Annotated in this window: 2 protein-coding genes; one reads left to right on the forward strand and one right to left on the reverse strand. The window is 73.0% G+C overall.

The genetic code is table 11. From position 1 onward, the window contains the following. On the reverse strand, positions 1 to 980 hold a 980-nt coding region (locus I59_RS13755; protein WP_187289828.1), incomplete at its 3' end, for an ROK family transcriptional regulator. Between the two features lie 36 nt (positions 981 to 1016). On the opposite strand from I59_RS13755, the gene I59_RS13760 reads away from it, so the two are divergent. Beyond that, positions 1017 to 2632: beta-N-acetylhexosaminidase (locus I59_RS13760; RefSeq protein ID WP_022904366.1), on the forward strand; the 1616-nt coding region annotated here is incomplete at its 3' end.

Genomic DNA, 2632 nt, shown 5'->3' on the forward strand with positions numbered 1-2632 from the left:
GGCAGGACCTCGCCACCGACGACGACGACCTCCGGGTCGAGCGTCGTCACGAGCTGCACGACCCCGGGCACCACGTCCTCCGCGAAGGCGCGTACGACCGCGACCGCCTCGGCGTCCCCGCGCCCGGCCGCCGCGAAGACCGACTCGAGGTCCGTGTCGGCGGCGATCCGTGCCTCCAGTCGGGCCGGAGCGGTCGGCCACCCCGTCGATGCCAGGCCGCCCATCTCGCCCGCCGCACCGCGGGCACCCCGCGCCAGCGAGCCGTCGACGAGGTAGGACGCACCGATCTGCCGCCCCATCACGAGGTAGAGCGCGTCGTCGACGCCGCGGAAGCGACCCCACATGGCCTCGGCCGTCGCGGCGAGCTTGGCGTCGTTGTCGAAGAAGGTGGCGGCACCCGGGAAGAGGTCCTGGATGCGCCCGGGCACCCGCGACTCCACCCACTGCGGCACGGCGACGGTGTAGTCGATCGCCCCGGACCGGTCGACGACCGCGGGCACGCCGAACGTCGCCGCGAGGACCCGGTCGGGATCGACACCGTCGGTCAGTCGCTGCACGACGTCCTGCACGCTCGCCCACGCCTGGTCCGCGGAGGTGAGGTCCGCGTAGTGCTCCTCGACCCGAGCCGTCGTGGCACCGCGGAGGTCGGCCCGGAGCCCGACGATGCCGTGCAGCCCGAGGTCGACGCCGAGGACGGCACCGGCCGAGGCGTCCGCCGCGAACCGCTTGGCGCGCCGCCCGGCCTTGTTCGGGGTCGCGATGGCCTCCGCCTCGGCGACCCAGCCCTCGTCGACGAGGTCCGCGAGCGCCGCCTCCACCGTCGGACGGGACAACCCGACCGCACGGCTCAGCTCCGTCACGGTGCGGGAGGCGTCCTCGCGGAAGAGCTCGTCGAGGATGGCGCGCGAGTTGATGAGCCGGAGCACGCCGGGCGTCGTCCCCACCACGGTGCTCGGGAGCGTTGACACGGTCTCTTCCACGGCCATAGCCTCCATATTACGAAAGACCGTTGAGGAATGGTGGACTCCGACATGCTCATCCCCCGACCGCGCCGTTCCGAAGCGGGACCCGGCGCCTTCGAGTTCACCCCGGCGACGCGCATCGCGGCCGACGCCGGGACGGAGTCGGTGCGACTGTACCTCCAGCAGACCCTCCGGGGCTCCACCGGCCTGCCGGCGCGCGACGCCGAGCGTCACACCGGGCCGGACGTCGTCTCCCTCCGCGTCGCCTCCCCGGCCGAGGTCGTGGGCCTGCCGACCGGCCCCGAGACCGCCCCGGACGACCGGAGCGAAGCCTTCCGCCTCACCGTGACACCCGACCGGGTCGAGGTGCTCGGCGGCTCGGCGGCGGGCGTGTTCTACGGCGTGCAGGCCCTGCTGCAGTCGCTGCCCGCCGACGTGTACCGACGCGGACGGGTCGGGACCGGACCCTGGACCGTCCCCGCCGTCGTGGTCGAGGACGCCCCGGCCTTCGCGTGGCGCGGCGTGATGCTCGACGTCTGCCGACACTTCCGCACGAAGCACGAGGTCATGCGCGTGGTCGACCAGCTCGCGGCGCACCGGATCAACCGGCTGCACTTCCACCTCACCGAGGACCAGGGGTGGCGCATCGAGATCCTGCGCTACCCGCGCCTGACCGAGGTCGGCTCGTGGCGCCGCGAGTCCCAGGTCGGTGCCCACGTGCCGGACGCCGACGGTGCGCTCCGCCCCGCGGAGTTCGACGGACGACCACACGGCGGCTACTACACGCAGGACGACATCCGCGAGATCGTCGCCTACGCGGCCGACCGGTTCGTCACCGTGGTGCCGGAGATCGAGACACCCGGGCACGTCCGGGCCGCGCTCGCCGCGTACCCGGAGCTCGGCGTGCACCCGGACCGCCCGGTGGAGGTCTGGACGGAGTGGGGCATCGCGGACGACGTCCTCAACGCGGAGGAGTCCACCATCGCGTTCTTCCAGGACGTCCTCGACGAGGTCATCGCGCTCTTCCCGAGCCCGTACATCGGCATCGGCGGCGACGAGTGCCCGAAGGTGCAGTGGGAGCAGGACCCCCGGACCCAGGAGCGCATCCAGGAGCTCGGCCTCGCGGACGAGGAACAGCTCCAGGCGTGGATCATCGGCCGGCTCGCGGCACACGTCGAGTCGCACGGTCGGCGGGCCTTCGGGTGGGACGAGATCCTCGAGGGCGGCACGCTCTCGCAGTCGGCGACGGTGCTGTCCTGGCGTGGCCTGACCGGAGCGCGGACGGCGGCAAAGCGCGGTCACGACGTCATCTCCTCCCCCGACGACCAGGCCTACCTCGACTACCGGCAGAGCGACCTGCCCACCGAGCCGATCCCGGTGTCGATCGTGCTGGGCGTCGACGACGTGTTCGCGTTCGACCCCGTGCCGTCGGGGCTGACCGACGCCGAGCGCGCGCACGTCATCGGCGGCCAGGGCAACATGTGGACCGAGCACGTCGACACCGCGCGGAAGCTCGACTACCAGCTCTTCCCCCGGGTCGCGGCGCTGGCCGAGGCACTCTGGTCAGCGGACACGACCGGGCCGCGCGAGGTGGCAGAGTTCCGCGGACGGCTGGCCGAGCACACGGCACGACTCGAGGCGATGGGGATCGAGTACCGGCACGAGGCGGG

The organism is Curtobacterium sp. B8 (assembly GCF_000333315.1).
GTDB classification, from domain to species: Bacteria; Actinomycetota; Actinomycetes; order Actinomycetales; family Microbacteriaceae; genus Curtobacterium; species Curtobacterium luteum.